The following is a 17474-nucleotide window of genomic DNA, read 5'->3' on the forward strand; positions in this document are numbered from 1 at the left end:
CGGCTCAGCCGAACGTCGAACCCTCGGGCGCCGGCGCACTGCGAACACACGGTGAGATGAGCCGCACTTCGAGCCGCCGCTCGGCGAGGTGCCCCGTCACGGAGACCGAATAGCCCGCGACCTCGGCGAACGCTCCGGCGCCCGCCGCCGCCCGAAGGGTCTGCGTTTCCTCTTCGGCGGGCGCCTCCACGGACCAGCCACCGTCGCCCAAGTAAGCCCCCAGCCGCGCAAGAGCTGTCGGCAGCGACGCGGGATCACATTCCTCGATACGCCAGTCATGCTGCGCCGAACATGAGGAATGCAGCCCCTTTCCCGTGCACGCGTCGCAGGTGACGGTGAAGGGCTGGGCATTCTGCTCCATGCGCCCGCGCAGGGCGAGAGCGTCGAGAAGCCTGCTGGAATTCCAGTACAGCTTCTTCGTGAGTTCCAGGGACGGAGGCTCGGGCGAGACCTTTTCCGGTACGGCCGCGAGCGATACGGCAGCGGGCTGTACGCCACCGTCGTGAACCGGAACGGGCGCGGACCCGCCGCCCGGCGCGCCGGTCACCTCGACCGTGTTCACGATGTTGAAGAACAACTCGGAATACAGATTCCAGTCGTCCATGCACGGCGTACTGAGCTCGAACAGACAGACCTGCCGCTGCCCGGGAACCGGGAAGAAGACCGCGATCTTCCCGATCGTTACGGACTCCGGCTGCCCGGAATCCGTCATCTCCCCCGGCAGGTCCACCGTCTCCGGAGTGATCCGCACGACCGCTTCCCCGGCCGCCAGCTTGACGACCTCCACCTCGCTCCGCGGAGACTCCTCCGCGAGCTGGGTCGCCAGCTCCTTGCAGTCCACCACTCGGGTCTGAGGCCCGCCGTCGATCAAGGAGGCGATGACCGAGGCGGTGCTCCGCTGCCCCTCGATGTCCAGAATACAGAAGCCCGCATAACTCACCCCGGCCGCCAGCATGTCCTCCACCGCCTGGAGTTGCATGGCGACATAGGCGAACCACAGTTCGTCGCTGCCCTCGGGATAGACCTCGATCGCGAGGAAACGCAGCTCTTCCACGAGGATGTCGACATCGTCTATCAGCGGGATCTCATGAAACGCGGGCGGGACACGGAAGGTGACCGGAAACTCCGGCTCCGTCGTGCCGGTCGCCTCGGGCGTATACGTACTCACCGGTGTCAGGCCCCCGCCGCGCTCAGAAATGCCCTGCCCAGCGGCTTGTCCTCGGGCCAGTTGGACTCGATACGGTGACCGACACCGATGCCCTTCACGCCCATCTGGGTGCCGCGGGCGCCCCAGTGGGCCACGTCGACACCGAGTGGGGACACTCTTTCGCCCTGGAAGATTTTGAAGGCCTTCTGAATTCCCTTGTGGAAGACTCCGTCAGCCATACCTCGTGCGACGTTCTCCGACCGGGCCAGACTCTGGGCATTCTTGAAGGTGTTCGCGATTTTCCCGCCATCCGCAACGATTTTCTCACCCCCGGCCAGTTTGCTCGCGGCTTTGAAGCCCTTCACAGCGCCGATGCCCGGCAGCACTCCAAGGCCAGCCCCGACCCAGTCCATGATCCCGACCTTGCCCCCTCGGGAGGCTTTGATGCCGTAACCGGCCAGGGCGAGGGCACTCGTTCCGATGGCCAGGCCACCCAGGATGGCGCCGACCGGCGGGATGGCCATCGTGGCGAGCGAGAGGATCGACAGCACCGCGCTGATGTTGGACAACAGGTCGGCGTGTTCGGCCAGCCAGTCCTTGAAGCCGCGCCACGCCTTCTTCATGCCGTCGAGCGCGCGGTCCCACCAGTGCAGATCCGGCGGGTGGTTCTCCGACGCCTTGAGGATCGCGCGCTCGGCCTCTCCCGCGCGGTCGTCCCACTGGGAACGCAGGTCCTCCGCCTTCTTCATGATGTCTTCCAACGCGTGCTGCGCCTTTTCATCAGCGGATTTCGCGGTGTCCAACTCGTTGTTGATGCGGTCGACTTCGGACTGCTCCATGCGTACGCCGGCCAGCCCGTCGTACTTGTCAATGAGGGCGTTGTAACTGTTCCGCTTCTCTTTGGCATGCTTGCGCGCTTCGAGTGCGTCAGCCTCCAGACCTTTGGCGCGCTGCTGCATCGGCTCGAGCTGAGAGTGCCACGTGCGCAGGGCCTTCGCGCAATCGTGCATGGAATCCGTGCCTTGCTGCAAGAACTTCGGCAGTTCTCCGAGCTTCGTCTTGAACTTTTCAGCGGCCTCGCCCTCCCAGACGCCGTCGGTCCTTCCGATGCTCTTGAGGAGTTGGTGTAACTCCTCAAGTTCGTCACCGACCGTCTTCACGTCCGCAGCGAGGGACTGGATGGTATGAAGGTCACCTTTGGCCGGGTTGAGGAGCAAGCCCGGCCAGTCGGAGGCTTCGGCGGTCAGTCCTTTGAAATCCATGGCGATCCCCCCCCGTTACTTTCGACTGAAGCCCTTGGCGTTGTCGTCGTCGGTGGCCGTGTAGGCCTCCAGCGTCAACGACAGCTGTTCATGAATCTTCTTCGCTGCGTCGGCGATGCGCGTGATGCCGTCGTCCCATTCGGACTGGAACTCGTCACAGGCGCCGTCGAGCCCGCCGGTCCCCAGCCCTTTGGGGCCCACCTTCTTGAGCTTCTTGCTCGCGCCACGCATACGGTCGTCGCATTCGTTCAGCTTGCGCAGCATGTCCTTCATCCGGGTCACATCTATCCGGAAGTCTGAGTTCCCCAACTCGCTGCACCCCGTTCATGGTCGGCTGGTCAGCCCTGCTGGACATGTCAAGGCCCCGTGAAGGGCAGAGAAGAAAATAACTAGCGGCGCGGGTGAAGTAATGCCCGAAACTTCGGCATATATCAATGCTCGTCGGCGGAAGGACGGCAGGGGATTTTGCCATCTTTTGATGTGTCAGCTGTCCTTCGACACCGAAGCGAAGTACAGGACCGCTTGCGCGTGGGTCAGTGACGCGTCCAGTCGCTCCGCGTTCCAGGTGAACGAACTGTAGCCCGAGGTGAACCTCATCAGGATGCCGCCCAGCCCTCTCGGTCGGGACCGCCAGTCGATGCGCTTGGGCTTGTCCCACATCCAGGTGGAGGGGCCGCCGCCGTCGTGAAGGAGTCCCATCACGACAAACAGGGGCCACAGCGGCAATGCGGCCCAGTACGTGAACCATCCGCGCAAGGTGCCCTTGTAACCAGCGACGGCCTGGGTTCCCGTCGGAGTGTGCATCCGCCACGCCTGGCGAATCCCGCTCGGCGAGCGCCCGTGGACGATACGCCCCGCGTAGTCACCGGCAGGTCCGTGGACGGTGTGTTCCCGCTCCTTCTGCTGCCCGGTGCCACCGGCCGCCCGGCTGATCGTGCAGATCGTCCGGGGAGGCCCGGAGGAAGACCCGGGAGGCGAGGTGAGAAGAAACAGCGGCGCCGTGACTGCTTCCCCCTCGGAGCGGTGAACGTGCGCCAGAACCTCTCCGTCGATGAACTCCCCGGAGAACAGGGTGCCCCAAGCCTGGTATCCGGGCGGCGCGGCGAATTGCCGGCAATCCTGCGCCCGCGAGATATTGAAGACGGTCCTGGACACGGTGCCACCTCGTCATGGTCGCTCAGTCGAAAGGGCTGCGGACGGCATTGTGCCCGGTCCAGGGAGGGGGTGGCTGCGGAGGGCGGTCTGTGCTGAATGCGTCCCGTGATGCGTCCTGACGTGTGGTCGGTCGGTCCAGGGAAGCCGGAATCGGTCGGTGCCCACGGGGTGTCGAGAGGGTGGTGCACGGGTATGACGTGCAGGTGAGATGGGGTGTGCTGCGGGGTGGGTGGGGCATTGCAGCGACGCAGTCGCAAAGTGCGGTCATGTTTGGTGCGAAATCGGGCAAATCATGACTTCTGATCTTGCGGTTCCCCCTCCCGAGCCCCTATTTTTTACACTCTTTGCGTTGCCAGCGCGCGCGGGCCGGACCGCCTCACGGCGCCGGCCACGTCGTCCGCGCGGCGGCGGTGCGGAGTAACGGGGAAGGACTTCGATGGGCGAGCAGTACCGGGTCGATCTGCACGAGCTGGACAGCGTCGTGCGCAAGCTCAAGAGCTTGCAGGGCGATATGGACGAGCCGAGCCAGAAGGTCAAATACAGCACGAGCATCCCGAAGTCGGCGTTCGGGGTCAACTTCGGAGAGGCTGAGCGCCTGGGCGTGGCGCACGACAAGATGCAGAACTACATGTCGCAGGTCGTCGATGCCCTCCAGGACCTCATCAAGGACTTCGGGGAGAAGGCGGAGCGCAGCCGCGGCGCGTACGAGGACCGCGAGCAGGAGACCCGCTCGACGATGTCCGGCTGAGGTCCCGGCGGCAGGTGTGAATCAGGAGAACGACGACCAAGGGGGACGGTCATGGCCGGCGGGCCGATGGACGCCGAGGGTAACAAGGCGTACGCCAAGCAGATCGACGAAAAGCACCGAAAAGAGAACCTCAAGCAGTTCGAGAACTACAAGCCCCTCAAGAAATCGGACTCGGACTTCCATCACCACGGGATCGACGCGCTGCGCGCGATGATCGAGAACGCCGCCCCGGACGCGCTGGAGACCTCCGGTGACCACTGGCGGGCGTCCGCCGACCGGCTGGGCGGCCAGGACGGCTACGGCGGCATCCGCAAGGCGTTCATGGACGCCGTCGATCACGCCTCGGCCCACTGGCAGGGCAAGGCCGCCGACGCGTTCCGGCGTGAGGCGGCAGAGGTTCTCAAGAAGATCGACCGTACCTACGGGCACGCCCGTAACGTCGAGTCGATGCTGATCGGCACACGGTCCTCCGGTCCGGAGTCCGGTGTCGCGCACAACCTGCGCAAGGCCAAGAAGACCATGGCCGGGATCAAGGACCCGGGCAAGGTCGAGAGTGCTTTCAACTCCTCGGGCGACGACTCCCAGTTCCACAAGGACATGGCGAACCCGAAGATGGACGCCAAGATGGCGCTGGAGGCCAACCGCGACAAGCTCTCCCTGAGCAAGGAGCGTCAGGTCGAGGCGGTCATCGTCATGGAAGAGCTGGCCAACCACTACCGGCTGCAGGAGGGGAAGGTCGTCGACCCGCCCAAGGGCGATCCGCCGGGCAAGGGCAACTGGCCGTCCGAGCCGGGTGTTTACCCGCAGGCCCCGCCCGTCAACATGCCGCTCGTCGGTGGTACCCGGCCCAAGCCCACCTCCGTCACTCCGCACGGATCGAACGGGGGCAGCGGCTACAACGGCCTCGGCGACGGTGTGAACATCCAGCCGTCCAACGGGCCGGTACGGACCGGCCTGGACAGCCTTCAGGGCGGCACGGTCACCCCGGTGGGCCCCGGAATCACTGGAGGCGGAGTCACCCCGCCTGCCGGCGGATCGGGCGGTGGCTCGGGCGGAGGCGGCTCGACGGGTGGCTTCATCGCTCCGCTGCCGTACGGCAAAACGGGTGGCACCGCTGGCGGGGGCTCGCGTTCGGTCTCCGGCGGTCGTGGTGGTGTCCTGGGCGGCAGCCGGTCCGGCGGCGCGGGCGCCGGACGAACCGGCATTCCCGGCGGCATCGGCGGCGGCGCTGGCGCCGTGGGGAGCGGCGCGGTACGCGGCGCGGTGGGCCGTGGTGGTGGCCAGGCCCGTAAGCCTGGGGGAGTCGTCGGCGCCCCGGGTACCCCGGGAGCGGGAGCCAAGCAGGGCGGCGCCGGGCTGCACCGCAGCGCCGGCGGAAGCCAGGCGATGGGCGGCGCGGCGGCGAACGGCCGACCCAAGGACAAGGAGAAGACTAAGAAGGAGCGCCCCGACTACCTTGTCGAGGACGAGGAGACGTGGACGCCGCAGCGCAACGTATCCCCTCGCGTGATCGAGTAGGGATGTACGTGCCGTCGGCTTCGGCTGTATGAAGTGGTACGAAGAAGTGCCCCGCGCGCGCAGTGCGGGGCACTTCTGCAAACCGGGACGCCTGCCTGAAGGGGTGTCCCGCGCAGTGGCCACCGCCCGGCCCTGTCCGCCCGAACGGAAGCAGTGAGGATCAGAGCATGAAGGTCACCCGAACTCTGCGCGCGGCCGCCGGTGCCGCGCTGGCCGGAGCGTTGCTCCTCACCGCGACGGGTACGGCTTCGGCGGACCAGACGCGGAGTGCGATGTGGCCGTTCCCGGCGTTCGACGTGCAGAGTGTCTGGAAGGAGGCGACCGGCAAGGGCATCACCGTCGCTGTCATCGACTCAGGCTTCCGCACGACTCATCAGGACCTGACCGGAGCCTTCCTGCCCGGCAAGGACTTTCCCAATCCCTCTGTGGGCAAGCCGGAGACTGCACCACCCGGTATGGACATCCGTGACCACGGCACCGGCATGGCGGGGCTCATCGCGGGGCGTGGCCACGGTCCGGGAGGCAGCCAGGGCGTCAAGGGACTCGCTCCCGATGCGAAGATCCTGCCGCTGACCGCCGACAGCAACACCCCGGACGCGACCCGGTACGCGGTGGATCACGGCGCCGATGTGATCAACATGTCGTTCGTCGCGGACCCCGGCACTCCAGACATGTGTGCGTCTGTCCACTACGCGGTGGAGAAGGGCGTCGTCGTTCTCGCCGGTGTCGGCAATGATGCTCTGCCGGATGAACGCATCCCGGCCGCCTGCCCCGGGGCCATCGGTGTCGGAGCCGTGGACGAGTTTGGCAAGGTCTGGGAAGGCGGGAACTACAACAAGTCCGTCGATGTCCTGGCGCCCGGTGTGAAACTGCCGTTCCCGGGGGGCCGGAGTGACACGAGCTACCTCACTTCCGACGGCACCTCGATGGCCACCGCCTACGCCTCCGCCACCGCAGCCCTGCTGCTGGAAAAGTACCCCGACCTCACCCCCGGCCAGATCGCCAACCGCATGGTGAAAACGGCAGGGCTCGCCAAGTCGGTGAAGGCGAAGCATCTCAAGCTGCCCGACGAGCACTACGGTTACGGCTACATCCAGCCTCTCCCGGCACTCACCCGTGACATCCCCGCCGGACCCGCCGAAGGTCCGCTGCCCATGCCGCAGGGCAAGGCGTCGAAGGACCCCGTGGTCGCGGGTGCCGAGAAGGGGCAGGACCCCAACCCGCCGATCGGCGGGAAGAAGATGATGATGTACGGCGGCATGGCGGTGGGCGGGCTCCTGCTGATCGGGCTCGTCGTGATGGTCATCGTCCTGGTACGCCGCCGCAACAAGTCCGGCCCGCAGGCCTGGCACTGACGCGCCGGCGCCCGCCGGGACCTGCCGGTAATTCGGGCGACGCCCTCCCGTCCCGGCTGTTAGTTTCCCCAGTCATGGACCCGTTGGGTGAAAAAGAGATACGTGCCTCCTTCGTCAATTGTTCGAAGGGGGAGGCGAGTCGGATCAATCTGCCTGCGGGGCTTTCCGGGGTGGCGTGGGGGGATTTGGACTTTCTGGGGTGGCGGGACCCCGGGGCGCCGGACCGGTGTTATCTGGTGGCGCCCCGGGGGAACGGCATCGTCGGGGTGACGTTGCGGGTGCCGCAGGGGGTGCGGCGGAGTTTCACCAAGACGACCGTGTGTTCGCTGTGTGTGACCGGGCATCCGGGGTCCGGGGTGAGCCTGCTCGCCGCGCGCAAGGCCGGGGCTCTGGGGCGGCAGGGGAATACCGTCGGGACGTATGTCTGTGCCGATCTGGCGTGCTCGCTCTACGTGCGGGGGAAGAAGAAGTCCGAGCTCGCCGGGCGGCATGAGGAGACGTTGCCGGTGGAGGACCGTATCGCCCGGATGGTGACGAACCTCGACGCGTTTCTGGAGAAGGTTTTCGAGGGGGAGTGAGAGCACGGGGGAGCGCGCCGTAGGGGTGGTGGAAGCGGGCCGGTGGGAGGGCTTTCGGCTTGGTGCCGGCCCGGTGACCAAGGCGTGGTTCGGGGTCAGGGGTGGTGGAAGAGGATCTCCGGGGTGGCGGGGGCCGGGCCGTCCAGCAGGGGGTGCGGGATGCCGCGGAGGTGCCGGTCGAAGAAGGCGCTCACGTAGGTGCGGGTGAGATCGCTGCCACGCGGGCCGGGGACCGTCCCCTGCGGGGTGGGGAGGCCCGCCTGCTGGGCGAGGGCCGGGATGTCGGTGAAGGTGAGGTGGGTGGCGCCGGTCACGGTCAGCCAGCGCTTCCAGCCGTTCAGGCGGGGCCACGACGTGTCCCAGGTCTTGTCCGTGCCGGAGTGGCCCGTCTCCTGGCCGCCGAACAGCAGGAAGGGGCGCCCGTTCAGGCCTTGCTCGGGGAGGGGGTCCGACATGCTGCCGTCCAGGTTCACCCCGGCGCGTATCCGGGAGTCGCCCGCCATGGCGGTGCCCGCTGTGGCGCCGCCGATGGAGTGGCCTGCCATGCCGACGCGCTTCGGGTCGATGAGGCTGCTGTATTTCCAGGCCGGATGGTGGCCGGGCAGGATGCGGTCGAGGAGGAAGCCGACGTCCTTGGCGCGGTTGCGGGCGACGGTGGCCATGAATGCCTCCACCGCGTCCGGCGACGCCTTCGGGTCCAGCTTCTCGCAGGCGACGCAGCGCAGGACGCGTCCGCCGGGGAAGGACGCGTCGGCCTCGTAGGCGTGGTCGACGAGCGCCACGACGTAGCCGCGGCTGGTCAGGTCCTCGGCGAGCACGCTGAGCGTGGCGCGGTTCAGGCCGAAGCCGGGGGAGAGCACGACCAGGGGGTGCTTGCCGCCCGCCTTGCCGCGCACCGGGAGTGCGCCGCCGTGCGCGGGGAGTGCGCCGGTGTGCGTGTTGGTGCGGGTGCCGCTGAACACCTCGGGCGGGAGCTGCCCGGCTTCGGGCGGGAGCTGCCCGGTCTGCCGCTGGCGGTCCAGGAAGGTCGCGGCCTCCGCCGTGGTCATGTACGGGGCGGGGCGGCCGGTGCCGGTACGGGCCGGGTAGTAGAGGGACACCATCAGCTCGCGCCCGTGGGAGGACGGCTCCCAGGGGTCCTTACGGCGGGGGTCGACGAGGTGGAGGCTGTCCCGCCCGACCGCGTACGGGCCGGTGGGGCGGGGGAGAGCCAGAGGAGACGGAGCCGTAGCCGTAGCCGGAGGCAGAGACGGCTGGGGGCTCGGAGCGCCCTGGAGGGCGGTGGGCGTGGCGGATGCGGCGGGTGCGGTGGGCGTGGCGTTCGCGGTCTTCGCGGCCCACGCCGACTTCGCAGCCCGCGCCGCCTTCGTGGTGGTGGCCGGGGCGTCGGAGCCGGCCACCGAGGCGCTGCCCGCCGAGGCGAGCGGCAGGGGCAGGGCGAGTGCGAGCAGCGCGGCTAAGGCGCCGCGTCGTATGCGGATCATGGTCTTACCGTACGGGGGGACGGGCTGCGCGCAGGGACAGGCCGTACAGGGCTGAGGTGAGGCCGGGAGGGAGCCGGGGCGAGGTGGTCGTGCGCGGCGGGCGGGCGCCGGGGCGGGTCAGTCGCGTGCGGCGGGCGGGGGTTTCGCGGCCGTGCGGGCGGCCGGGCGGGCTGCCGTGCCCGCTGCTGCCGGGAGGACGAACTCGCTCAGGACGTCGGTGACTTCGCGTACCAGCGGTCGCAGTACCCGGAAGCGGGAGGCGGCGACCGCTCGCGCGACCAGGGGGGAGGTCCGTTCGACCAGGCGGCGGCTGCGTTCGCAGTTCTCCGAGCGGTCGTGGACCCAGTACAGGACCAGGCCCATCTGCTGGAGCCACAGCAACTGCGGCAGCTGGTCCGCCAGTTCGGGGTCGATCTTGGTGTCCGCGCCGGCCAGTACCTGCCGGTGCAGGGCGATGGCGGCCTCGCGGGGGCCTTCGGAGGCGTCCGAGAAGGGGCTGAGCGGGCTGTCCGGGTCGGCGGCGTTCTTGAAGAACTGGGCGGCGAAGCGGTGGTACGGGGCGGCGATGTCGAGCCAGGTGAGCAGTACGCCGCGCAGCCGTCCCGCGAGGTCCCGCTCGGTCGCCAGGACGTCGGCGACGGCGGACGCGTGCTCGGTGGCGATGCGGTCGTAGAAGCCCTGGATCAGGTGCTCCTTCGAGGCGAAGTAGTAGTACGCGTTGCCGACCGAGACGCCGGCCTCCTGGGCGATGGCCCGCATGGTGGTCTTGTCGTAGCCGCGCTCCTGGAAGAGGCGCAGGGCGGTTTCGAGGATGAGGGTGCGGGTGCGGGAGCCGTGGGAGGTCCGTTCGCGGGCGGGCTCCGCCGGGCGGGCCGTCGCCGGGCTCCGGTCCGCGCCGCCGCCGGCCGCGCGGTTGCGGGCTGCCGCCTCGCCGTCGCCCGCGCCGCTGTCGCCCGCGCCGCCCGTCCCGCCTGCCGCCTCGCTGTCGCCCGCGCCTCTGTCGCCCGTCCCACCTGCCGCCTCGCCGTCGGCCGCCCCGCCGTCGGCCGCGCGGCCGTCGCCCGCCTCGCCGCCCGCCACGCCCTGTGCCTCGCCGCCCGCCATGCCCCGCGTCCCGTCCGTATCCGCCCTAGCCGTTTCGTCCACGTCACCGACCCTAATGCGGCCGGTTCCCGCATCCGGGCCACCCCCACCGCCCGCCGGGCAGGCACCCGAGCCCGCCCCGCTTCCCGCCCCACCGGGACCCCGCCCCCACCGTCCCCCCCCCCGCGGCCCCCGGCCCCCGGCCCCACCGAACCCCGACCGCCCCACCCCCGCTCCCCCTACAACCCCCGCTCCCCCAAGAACTTCAGGATCATCCCCTCCCACTCCTCCTCCCGCTCCGCCATCGGCACATGTCCGGTCGCGATCTCCGCGTACTCGGCGCCGGGTATGTGCTCGGCCAGGTAGCGCGAGTGGGAGGGGTGGATCAGCTGGTCCTCGGTGGTGGCGATGACCAGCGTCGGTACGGTGATGCCGGCCAGGTCGCCGGTGGTGTCCACCTCCTTCACCAGCGCGGCCTGTTCCGCCGAACCGGCCGGCGGGCCGTCCGGGTCGGCGTCGAGCGCGGCGGCCAGTTCGGCGGGCGGCAGGGTGTTCAGGGCCTGCGGGGAGAGGCCGCTGAGGGCGCGGGCCTGGGCGAAGCCCGCGTAGTCGCCGCGCTCCAGCAGGCGCAGCCACAGGTCGATCCAGATGTCCGTCCGGTGGTCGGGCCGGGCGAGCCCGGCGGTCAGGACGAGGCCGCGTACGCGCTCGGGGTGGCGTGCGGCAGCCCGTACGGACACTGCCGTGCCGAGGGAGAAGCCGATCAGCGTGAACGTCTCGACGCCCGCCGTGACGGCCTCGGCGACGACGGCGTCGGCCAGGGCGTCGAGCGCCAGCGGGCCGTCCGCGCGCGGGGTGCGGCCGGAGCCGGGGTAGTCGGGCGCGACGACGGTGTGGCCCGTGGCCGCGAGTGCGGGGATCAGCGCGCCGTAGTTGTCGGCGATGGTGCCGGTCGCGCCGTGCGCGAGCAGGATGCCGGGGGCGGCGCCGGTGGCGGGGACGGTGCCGGGCTCGGCGGGGGTGACGGTGGTGGACAGGGCGGGAAGACGCGGTCCGGCCGCGGGAATCTTCGTCATGGGCAACAGGTTGACGCTTGACACCGGTGTGAAGGTCAAATCGGCGGTGCGCGGGTCCGGTCGCCCTGGGGAGGCAGACGATGGCATGTTCGGTGGGGGATTTCGGGGCCGATGCGGACGCGGGAGGCTCCCTGCGGATCGGTGAGCTGGCCGAGCGGACCGGAGTCAGCGCCCGCTCGCTGCGCTACTACGAGCAGCAGGGCCTGCTGCGCGCGGACCGGGACGCCAACGGCTACCGCCGCTACGGCCCCGGCGCGCTGGACACCGTCGGGCGCATCCGCGAGCTGCTCGCCATCGGCCTGAGCACCGACACCATCCGCGACCTGCTGCCGTGCGCGCAGGGCGGCCCCGGGCTGGTCTTCTGCGACTTCTCCTGCGGCGTGGTGGAGCGGCAGATGGCGCAGCTGGACGCGGAGATCGCCGAACTGGCCCGTAAACGCGCGGCGTTGGCGACGTTCACCCATGTCATGCGTCAACGCCGGGACCAGGACCGGGCGTTGGCGGAGATGGCGCTGCGCTCCGCCTGATCCGGGCCTGCGGGCCCACCGCCGTGACCGGCAAAGATGTTCTCTCATTCGTTTTTCATTGAACGAAGTTGGGGTCAATGGCGTGTACGGGTTGCGAAAAGCGGCCCGCGGGTCGGATCCTCGGGTGCACCGCTGTTCGGGGGAACAGCGGTGTGCTCACGGCATCGGGGGATCCAAGTGTTACGTGTCCATTTCACGGCGAGGGATCTGCACCGTACGCGGATCGCCGAGGGGGCCGACCCCCTGTGGGAGACCGTGCTGAGCCTGCACCGCCTGCGGGAGAGCCGTACCGAACCGGCCCTGGCCGCCTGGCGGCAGCACGCCGCGCGGCACGGCACCGGCCCGCTGCGGATGCTGCTGCCGCTCGTCCCGCCGCGCGGCTACTTCCCGGACTTCCTCACGCCGGCCGCCGGTTCGGCCGGTGTGGAGCCGGGCCTCGAAGCCGTGATGACGACGCCGCGGCGCCGGCTGCGCGCCGAGATCGGCCTGCTGGCCGGGCAGGCGCACCGCACGGGGCACGGTCAGCACGCCGCCCCGCCCTCCTGGATGCGCTCCCTCGCGGACGGCGAACCGGCCGCCCTGCGCACCCTCGCCCGCAGCCTGCGCACGTACCACCACACCGCCCTCGGACCCGGCTGGCCGCTCATCGGGCAGCGCGTCGAGGCCGACCGCACGCTGCGGCTGCACGCGCTGCGCCAGGACGGCGCCGAGGCCATGCTGCGGACCCTCGGCCCGGCGATGCGCTGGCGGCGCCCCGTCCTGGAGGTGGCCTACCCGCGCGACGGCGACCTGCGCCTGGAGGGGCGCGGCCTGCTGCTCGTGCCGTCGTACTTCTGCGCCCACCCGGTCACCTTCGTCGACACCGAGCTGCCGCCGGTCCTCGTCTACCCCGCCGCGCCGCCCGCCGAGGCCGCGCCGGAAAGGGCGGCGGACACCGGGCGGGCCGGGCGGCGTGCCGGGGCCGGACATGCCGAAGGGCTCCGCCTCCGTACGTACGGAAGCGGAGCCCTTCGCGGCTTCCAGACCAGGTTCGGGTCGCTGACCGGAACCAGGTTCTGAGACGCGGCGCCGCCCACGCGGCGTCGCCCACGCGGTCGCGCCGCGGGATCAGCAGCGCCCCGGGATCAGAAGCGACGCGTGATCAGCGCGCGCTTGACCTCCTGGATCGCCTTGGTGACCTCGATACCGCGCGGGCAGGCGTCCGTGCAGTTGAAGGTCGTACGGCAGCGCCAGACGCCGTCCTTGTCGTTGAGGATTTCGAGCCGCTGCTCGCCGCCCTCGTCCCGGCTGTCGAAGATGAAGCGGTGCGCGTTGACGATCGCCGCCGGGCCGAAGTACTGGCCGTCGTTCCAGAACACCGGGCACGAGGACGTGCACGCGGCGCACAGGATGCACTTGGTGGTGTCGTCGAAGCGCTCGCGGTCCTCGGCGGTCTGCAGGCGCTCACGCGTCGGCTCGTTGCCGTTGGTGATCAGGAACGGCATCACGTCCCGGTACGCCTGGAAGAACGGCTCCATGTCCACCACGAGGTCCTTGAGGACCGTCAGGCCCTTGATGGCCTCGACCGTGATGGGCTTCTCCGGGTTGATGTCCTTGAGCAGCGTCTTGCACGCCAGGCGGTTCTTGCCGTTGATCCGCATGGCGTCGGAGCCGCAGATGCCGTGCGCGCAGGAACGGCGGAAGGTCAGCGTGCCGTCCTGCTCCCACTTGACCTTGTGGAGGGCGTCCAGGACGCGCTCCTTCGGGTCCATCTCCAGCTGGAAGTCCTGCCAGCTCGCGTCCTCGGAGACCTCCGGGTTGAACCGGCGGACCCTCAGCGTGATGGTGATGGTGTGCGAGGCGCCGTCCTCGGCCGCGTCCAGGGCCTTGGAGTGCTTTTCGAGGGTGGAGGTGCTCATCAGTACTTACGCTCCATCGGCTGGTAGCGGGTCTGGACGACCGGCTTGTAGTCGAGGCGGATCGACTCGGCGCCGTCTGCCGCCACCTCGCGGTACGCCATGGTGTGCCGCATGAAGTTGACGTCGTCGCGGTTGGGGTAGTCCTCGCGGTAGTGACCGCCGCGGGACTCCTTGCGGGCCAGCGCGGACACGGCCATCACCTCGGCCAGGTCGAGCAGGTTGCCCAGCTCCACGGCCTCCAGCAGGTCGGTGTTGAACCGCTTGCCCTTGTCCTGGATGGACACGTTCAGGTAGCGCTCGCGCAGCTCGCCGATCTTCTCGACCGCGGTCTTGATCGTCTGCTCGGTGCGGAAGACCATGACGTTGGCGTCCATGGTCTCCTGGAGCTCCTTGCGGATCTCGGTGACCCGCTCGTTGCCCGAGGCGGAGCGCAGCCGCTCGACCTGGTCCTCGACCAGCTTGGCCGGGTCCTCCGGCAGCTCGACGAAGTCCGCGCCGACCGCGTACTCCGCCGCGGCGATGCCGGCCCGGCGGCCGAAGACGTTGATGTCCAGCAGCGAGTTGGTGCCCAGGCGGTTGGCGCCGTGCACGGACACGCAGGCGACCTCGCCGGCGGCGTACAGGCCCGGCACGACGGTGGAGTTGTCGGCCAGCACCTCGCCCTCGACGTTGGTCGGGATGCCGCCCATCGCGTAGTGCGCGGTCGGCTGGATCGGGATCGGGTCCGTGTAGGGCTCGATACCGAGGTAGGTCCGCGCGAACTCGGTGATGTCCGGCAGCTTGGCGTCCAGCTGCTCCGGCGGCAGGTGGGTCAGGTCCAGGTAGACGTGGTCGCCCTCGGGACCGCAGCCGCGGCCCTCGCGGATCTCGGTGTAGATCGAGCGCGAGACGACGTCACGCGAGGCGAGGTCCTTCATGACGGGCGCGTACTTCTCCATGAAGCGCTCGCCGTCCTTGTTGCGGAGGATGCCGCCCTCACCTCGGGCGCCCTCCGTCAGCAGGATGCCCATCCGCCAGATGCCGGTCGGGTGGAACTGGAAGAACTCCATGTCCTCCAGCGGCAGCCCGCGCCGGTACGCGGCGGCCTGGCCGTCACCGGTCAGGGTGTGCGCGTTGGAGGTCACCTTGAAGAACTTGCCGGTGCCGCCGGAGGCGAAGATCACGGCCTTCGCCTGGAAGACGTGGATCTCGCCGGTCGCCAGCTCGTACGCGACGACGCCGGCCGACTTCTTCACCCCGTCGACGTCCTGGAGCAGCAGGTCCAGGACGTAGAACTCGTTGAAGAACTCGACGCCCTCCTTGACGCAGTTCTGGTACAGCGTCTGGAGGATCATGTGGCCGGTGCGGTCCGAGGCGTAGCAGGACCGGCGGACCGGGGCCTCACCGTGGTTACGGGAGTGGCCGCCGAAGCGGCGCTGGTCGATGGTGCCGTTCGGCGTGCGGTTGAACGGCAGGCCCATCCGCTCCAGGTCCAGGACCGAGTCGATGGCCTCCTTCGCCAGGATCTCGGCGGCGTCCTGGTCGACCAGGTAGTCGCCGCCCTTGATCGTGTCGAAGGTGTGCCACTCCCAGTTGTCCTCCTCGACGTTGGCGAGGGCGGCGGCCATGCCGCCCTGCGCCGCGCCGGTGTGGGAGCGGGTGGGGTACAGCTTCGTCAGGACCGCGGTGCGGCTGCGCTTGGTCGACTCGATGGCCGCGCGCATGCCCGCGCCACCGGCGCCGACGATGACCGTGTCGTACTTGTGGATCTTCATGAGTCGGTTACCTCAGCCCCGGGGCCTAGCGGATGTTCGGGTCGAAGGTGAAGATCACCAGCGTGCCCAGAAGGACGGTGAACACCGTGGCGGTGTACAGGAGCATCTTCAGCCAGAAGCGGGTGTTGTCCCGCTGCGCGTAGTCGTTGATGACCGTGCGCAGGCCGTTCGCGCCGTGCAGCATCGCCAGCCACAGCATCACCAGGTCCCAGACCTGCCAGAACGGCGAGGCCCAGCGGCCCGCCACGAAGGCGAAGCCGATCTTGGATACGCCGCCGTCCAGCACGAGCTGGAGCAGCAGGTGGCCGAGGACCAGGACGACCAGCACGATGCCGGACAGGCGCATGAAGAGCCAGCCGTACATCTCGAAGTTCGTACGGGTCGTCTTGGGCGTCTTCTTCGTACGCTTGCGGGGCGGCTCGATCACGGGAGCCGGGTTGTCCACGTCGTACAGGGACACGGAGTCGTTCACAGCAGGAGTCGTTTCAGCAGACATCGCGCGTCATCAGCTCCCGAACAGCGTGCGCAGCGTGTGCTGCAGCACGGGATAGAAAGCGCCGGCCATCAGGACGGCCCACACACCGACAACGGTCCACAGCAGCTGCTTCTGGTACTTCGGTCCCTTGGACCAGAAGTCGACGGCGATCACACGGAGGCCGTTGAGCGCGTGGAAGAGGATGGCGGCGACGAGGCCGTACTCCATCACGTTGACGAGTGGCGTCTTGTACGTGGCAACGACGTCGTCATAGGCCTCGGGGGAGACGCGGACGAGTGCGGTGTCGAGGACGTGCACGAACAGGAAGAAGAAAATGAGGACGCCGGTGACTCGGTGAGCCACCCAGGACCACATGCCTTCCCGGCCGCGGTACAGCGTTCCAGCCGGCACGGAAAAACCCTCCGGGAGCGGGGATCGGGGCCTGCCGGCTTCTCTGTCGGTCTGGCCCGGCCGGGTACGGTCCACCGGCCCCGGCCATCGTAGCGACGGACTGTCGGTTCCTCCCGCCGGGGTCCTCAGGTGTGATCAAACAGGCACGTACGGGCTACCTTCCGGGGCGGACCAGCCCTGTACGCCGGGCGGGGGAACGGGGTAGGGGCGGGCCGGGCGGCCCGGGTCCTCAGGCCCGGGAGGCCGCGAGCCGGGCGAGGCGCCCGCGGGCGATCCGGCGCAGCTCGTCCGCGGCGATGGCCCGCTCCTCCTCGGGCTCGTTGCCGAGCCGGTCGTGGATCGCGGTGAGCACCACGTTCAACTGTTCGCAGTCGCGAAAATCGTCCAGGCAGATGACGAAGGCGTGCCGGAACCGGCGCTCGTACTCGGCGTGCGCGGCGCGCAGGGCGGTGTGCGCCGCGAGCGTGCCCGGTCCGCGCGCCCCGACGAGCGGCCGCGGCGAGACGGTCTCCCCGGCCAGCGCCTCGTCCAGGTCGTCCGGGGTCAGGTCGTAGCTCGCCTCGTCGGCGGCGGCCAGCAGGGACTCCAGGTCGGGATACGGGCGGTGCGCGACCAGGCGGCGGGCCCAGCGCCGGCTGTCGCAGCAGACCAGCAGGGTGGCCTCGGCGTCGCCGGGCGCGGCGTCGTTCAGCCGGGCCAGGGCGGCCGCATGGACCGCGGGGGCGCTGCCGGGAGGCGGTGGCGGCGGCGGCCGGAGCTTCTGGGAGGGTGTGGCGGGCCGGGGAGTGCGCAGCGTTGTCGGCGGGGCGGCCGGGATATCGCTGGGCTGCATGGGCTCCTCGGGGCAACGCTGGATCAGGGTGGGCGCAGTACGCGGCCGCGGCGGATGCGCGGGGGCCGTGGGCGCCGGGAGGGGTGAACGGGTGAGACGCCACCGTAACGACGAGTGTCGACCACTGTCCGGCGGATGTACGAATTTCACCCGTTTGAGAGAGCTTTCGCG

At 69.5% G+C, this 17474-nt stretch carries 18 protein-coding genes; 6 read left to right on the forward strand and 12 right to left on the reverse strand.

The window, feature by feature from the left end; translation table 11 throughout:
* Positions 1–4: 4 nt before the first annotated feature.
* The 4 genes from ACFV57_RS26520 to ACFV57_RS26535 form a co-directional block, all read right to left on the reverse strand.
* Entirely contained in the window at positions 5–1054 is a 1050-nt protein-coding gene (locus ACFV57_RS26520; RefSeq protein ID WP_385237281.1) for a hypothetical protein, read from the reverse strand.
* Between the two features lie 119 nt (positions 1055–1173).
* Positions 1174–2409: a putative T7SS-secreted protein gene (locus tag ACFV57_RS26525; RefSeq protein WP_385237284.1), complete on the reverse strand. Its 1236-nt coding sequence runs from the start codon at positions 2407–2409 to the stop codon at positions 1174–1176.
* A gap of 15 nt (positions 2410–2424) precedes the next feature.
* Positions 2425–2682, reverse strand: a complete 258-nt coding sequence (locus ACFV57_RS26530) for a WXG100 family type VII secretion target (RefSeq protein WP_385237287.1) — start codon at positions 2680–2682, stop codon at positions 2425–2427.
* Between the two features lie 210 nt (positions 2683–2892).
* Positions 2893–3564 (reverse strand): hypothetical protein, encoded by a 672-nt coding sequence (locus tag ACFV57_RS26535; protein WP_385237290.1) that lies wholly within the window; start codon positions 3562–3564, stop codon positions 2893–2895.
* A 436-nt stretch (positions 3565–4000) separates the two neighbouring features.
* Here ACFV57_RS26535 and ACFV57_RS26540 point away from each other — a divergent pair, with 436 nt between their 5' ends.
* From ACFV57_RS26540 to ACFV57_RS26555, 4 genes are all read left to right on the forward strand, one after another.
* On the forward strand, positions 4001–4312 hold the full coding sequence (locus tag ACFV57_RS26540) for a hypothetical protein (RefSeq protein ID WP_385237293.1): 312 nt from the start codon (positions 4001–4003) through the stop codon (positions 4310–4312).
* A gap of 51 nt (positions 4313–4363) precedes the next feature.
* Positions 4364–5830, forward strand: a complete 1467-nt coding sequence (locus ACFV57_RS26545; RefSeq protein ID WP_385237296.1) for a hypothetical protein — start codon at positions 4364–4366, stop codon at positions 5828–5830.
* Positions 5831–5997: 167 nt separating this feature from the next.
* On the forward strand, positions 5998–7185 hold the full coding sequence (locus ACFV57_RS26550; RefSeq protein WP_385237299.1) for a S8 family serine peptidase: 1188 nt from the start codon (positions 5998–6000) through the stop codon (positions 7183–7185).
* Positions 7186–7259: 74 nt separating this feature from the next.
* Positions 7260–7763 (forward strand): FBP domain-containing protein, encoded by a 504-nt coding sequence (locus ACFV57_RS26555; protein ID WP_385237302.1) that lies wholly within the window; start codon positions 7260–7262, stop codon positions 7761–7763.
* Between the two features lie 95 nt (positions 7764–7858).
* Here the strand turns inward: ACFV57_RS26555 and ACFV57_RS26560 are convergent, their stop codons facing one another.
* From ACFV57_RS26560 to ACFV57_RS26570, 3 genes are all read right to left on the reverse strand, one after another.
* Entirely contained in the window at positions 7859–9247 is a 1389-nt protein-coding gene (locus ACFV57_RS26560) for an alpha/beta hydrolase family protein (RefSeq protein WP_385237305.1), read from the reverse strand.
* Between the two features lie 117 nt (positions 9248–9364).
* Positions 9365–10393: a TetR family transcriptional regulator gene (locus ACFV57_RS26565; protein WP_385237308.1), complete on the reverse strand. Its 1029-nt coding sequence runs from the start codon at positions 10391–10393 to the stop codon at positions 9365–9367.
* A 176-nt stretch (positions 10394–10569) separates the two neighbouring features.
* On the reverse strand, positions 10570–11406 hold the full coding sequence (locus ACFV57_RS26570; RefSeq protein WP_385237311.1) for an alpha/beta fold hydrolase: 837 nt from the start codon (positions 11404–11406) through the stop codon (positions 10570–10572).
* Between the two features lie 80 nt (positions 11407–11486).
* Here ACFV57_RS26570 and ACFV57_RS26575 point away from each other — a divergent pair, with 80 nt between their 5' ends.
* Complete coding sequence (locus ACFV57_RS26575) at positions 11487–11933, forward strand: MerR family transcriptional regulator (protein ID WP_385237313.1); 447 nt, start codon at positions 11487–11489, stop codon at positions 11931–11933.
* A 177-nt stretch (positions 11934–12110) separates the two neighbouring features.
* Positions 12111–12992, forward strand: a complete 882-nt coding sequence (locus ACFV57_RS26580; protein WP_385237315.1) for a hypothetical protein — start codon at positions 12111–12113, stop codon at positions 12990–12992.
* Positions 12993–13057: 65 nt separating this feature from the next.
* Here the strand turns inward: ACFV57_RS26580 and ACFV57_RS26585 are convergent, their stop codons facing one another.
* The 5 genes from ACFV57_RS26585 to ACFV57_RS26605 all read right to left on the reverse strand — a co-directional run bounded on the left by ACFV57_RS26585 (position 13058) and on the right by ACFV57_RS26605 (position 17303).
* On the reverse strand, positions 13058–13831 hold the full coding sequence (locus ACFV57_RS26585) for a succinate dehydrogenase iron-sulfur subunit (protein ID WP_385237318.1): 774 nt from the start codon (positions 13829–13831) through the stop codon (positions 13058–13060).
* A complete protein-coding gene (gene sdhA / locus ACFV57_RS26590) occupies positions 13831–15585 on the reverse strand; it encodes a succinate dehydrogenase flavoprotein subunit (protein ID WP_385237321.1) in 1755 nt (584 codons plus the stop codon). The genes ACFV57_RS26585 and sdhA overlap by 1 nt, the downstream gene beginning before the upstream one ends.
* 25 nt (positions 15586–15610) lie before the next feature.
* A complete protein-coding gene (locus ACFV57_RS26595; RefSeq protein ID WP_030181769.1) occupies positions 15611–16081 on the reverse strand; it encodes a succinate dehydrogenase hydrophobic membrane anchor subunit in 471 nt (156 codons plus the stop codon).
* Positions 16082–16090: 9 nt separating this feature from the next.
* The gene (gene sdhC / locus ACFV57_RS26600) at positions 16091–16471 is read right to left on the reverse strand and encodes a succinate dehydrogenase, cytochrome b556 subunit (RefSeq protein WP_003985924.1); all 381 of its coding nucleotides are present in this window, start codon (positions 16469–16471) and stop codon (positions 16091–16093) included.
* 229 nt (positions 16472–16700) lie between these two features.
* Positions 16701–17303, reverse strand: coding sequence for a 2-oxo-4-hydroxy-4-carboxy-5-ureidoimidazoline decarboxylase (locus tag ACFV57_RS26605; RefSeq protein ID WP_385237326.1), 603 nt, complete (start codon positions 17301–17303; stop codon positions 16701–16703).
* Between the last annotated feature and the right edge of the window lie 171 nt (positions 17304–17474).

Source organism: Streptomyces sp. NPDC059788 (genome assembly GCF_042732265.1).
In the GTDB taxonomy this organism is placed as follows: domain Bacteria; phylum Actinomycetota; class Actinomycetes; order Streptomycetales; family Streptomycetaceae; genus Streptomyces.

What these genes read in the sequence shown, in the direction of transcription:
- ACFV57_RS26525 (WP_385237284.1), bottom strand. Translation starts at nt 2,409, where the DNA reads ATGGATTTCAAAGGACTGACCGCCGAAGCCTCCGACTGGCCGGGCTTG.
- ACFV57_RS26530 (WP_385237287.1), bottom strand. Translation starts at nt 2,682, where the DNA reads ATGAAGGACATGCTGCGCAAGCTGAACGAATGCGACGACCGTATGCGT.
- ACFV57_RS26540 (WP_385237293.1), top strand. Translation starts at nt 4,001, where the DNA reads ATGGGCGAGCAGTACCGGGTCGATCTGCACGAGCTGGACAGCGTCGTG.
- ACFV57_RS26545 (WP_385237296.1), top strand. Translation starts at nt 4,364, where the DNA reads ATGGCCGGCGGGCCGATGGACGCCGAGGGTAACAAGGCGTACGCCAAG.
- ACFV57_RS26550 (WP_385237299.1), top strand. Translation starts at nt 5,998, where the DNA reads ATGAAGGTCACCCGAACTCTGCGCGCGGCCGCCGGTGCCGCGCTGGCC.
- ACFV57_RS26555 (WP_385237302.1), top strand. Translation starts at nt 7,260, where the DNA reads ATGGACCCGTTGGGTGAAAAAGAGATACGTGCCTCCTTCGTCAATTGT.
- ACFV57_RS26560 (WP_385237305.1), bottom strand. Translation starts at nt 9,247, where the DNA reads ATGATCCGCATACGACGCGGCGCCTTAGCCGCGCTGCTCGCACTCGCC.
- ACFV57_RS26570 (WP_385237311.1), bottom strand. Translation starts at nt 11,406, where the DNA reads ATGACGAAGATTCCCGCGGCCGGACCGCGTCTTCCCGCCCTGTCCACC.
- ACFV57_RS26575 (WP_385237313.1), top strand. Translation starts at nt 11,487, where the DNA reads ATGGCATGTTCGGTGGGGGATTTCGGGGCCGATGCGGACGCGGGAGGC.
- ACFV57_RS26585 (WP_385237318.1), bottom strand. Translation starts at nt 13,831, where the DNA reads ATGAGCACCTCCACCCTCGAAAAGCACTCCAAGGCCCTGGACGCGGCC.
- sdhA (WP_385237321.1), bottom strand. Translation starts at nt 15,585, where the DNA reads ATGAAGATCCACAAGTACGACACGGTCATCGTCGGCGCCGGTGGCGCG.
- ACFV57_RS26595 (WP_030181769.1), bottom strand. Translation starts at nt 16,081, where the DNA reads ATGTCTGCTGAAACGACTCCTGCTGTGAACGACTCCGTGTCCCTGTAC.
- ACFV57_RS26605 (WP_385237326.1), bottom strand. Translation starts at nt 17,303, where the DNA reads ATGCAGCCCAGCGATATCCCGGCCGCCCCGCCGACAACGCTGCGCACT.